At 65.4% G+C, this 1,103-nt stretch carries 2 protein-coding genes and 1 pseudogene; all 3 read left to right on the top strand.

Annotated features, from left to right (window positions below):
• Window positions 1-199 (top strand): annotated as a pseudogene (locus tag AQY21_RS27105) (hypothetical protein); the annotation flags it as partial.
• Between the two features lie 39 nt (window positions 200-238).
• The gene (locus AQY21_RS27100; protein WP_058096179.1) at window positions 239-607 is read left to right on the top strand and encodes a thermonuclease family protein; all 369 of its coding nucleotides are present in this window, start codon (window positions 239-241) and stop codon (window positions 605-607) included.
• 131 nt (window positions 608-738) lie between these two features.
• Window positions 739-1,103 (top strand): hypothetical protein (locus AQY21_RS27095; RefSeq protein WP_058100677.1); only part of this gene is annotated, 365 nt, incomplete at its 3' end.

The following is a 1,103-nucleotide window of genomic DNA, read 5'->3' as shown; positions in this document are numbered from 1 at the left end:
GATCACCCTGTCCACCGGCAGGGTGATCCCGGCCCGATGGGTCGGGGAGCAGCATGTCCGCGAGGATCTGGGCCGTATCCCGTCCTTCGCCGATTGGGCGCGGGCAATCCACCCGGCGCCTTGGATGGGGCGGACGCAGCGGATCGAGGCGGAGGTCGATCCGCATTGCGTCAATGGCCGACTTCAGGAAGAAGTCTGAGCAGTCGCGTCAGCCTCCCCCTTATGAAAGCCTCTTGCCATGCTCAGCCATATCGTCATCTCCGTCCTGCTCTGCACGGCTTCCTGCGAACCGGCGGAAATCCGCGTCTGGGACGGTGACTCGATCCGGCTGGGTATGGGACAGCAGTCCGAAGCTGTTCGGATATTCAACATCGACGCTCCCGAAATGGAGGGCCGCTGCATCCATGAAACCGACCTWGCCCGGCAAGCGAAGATCAGGCTGGCGGAAATCCTGCAAGGTCGGCGGGTCGAAATCCTGCGTCAGGGGACCGACCGCTATGGCCGGACCCTGGCGGCGATACGCGTCGAAGGCCGCGATGTCGGCGATATTCTCGTCGATGAAGGGCTGGCGAGAACCTGGGCCGGGCGGCGTGAGCYCTGGTGCTGATCGCCGGATCGTCCCGCCGAGGTGCGGGACGATCCACCGTCGGGACGGGAGAGTAAGAGTGCGGGCCGGTTGGCCGTGACGGATTGTGAGGCGGGAGAGGGGCTTCCGCCGTCCGTCGCGGAGCATTCCCCATGAGCCTTTCCCACCACACCACTTTCGCCTCGATCGGCGAARTTGTCGCGCGACAGATCCTGCCCCGGCTGCGTCATGCCCAGAAGCTGCCGCTGCGCATCTCCTGCATCGGTATCGCCAGCGATGACGAAAGCGATGACGTCGGCGGCTTCGACCGCACGCTCGTCATCGGCCAGTGCCAATCCCCCGAAGAGGCGCTGATCATCGCCAGCCAGCGCGTTGCGCGCGGTGATTTCCGCGTTGGACAGGGCGATGCGCTGCGCTTTCGCCCCCGCGTCATGGTCATTCAGGACAACGAACTGGGCCTTGTCCTTGCCGGTGAGGTCCGGGCCGGGATCGTGCTCTGGCAGCATCCGGTCGCCTC

It is taken from the genome of Paracoccus sp. MKU1, assembly GCF_001447385.1.
GTDB lineage: Bacteria > Pseudomonadota > Alphaproteobacteria > Rhodobacterales > Rhodobacteraceae > Paracoccus.
The sequence above is the reverse complement of the archived record's forward strand: the minus strand, read 5'-3'. Positions and strand labels throughout refer to the sequence as shown.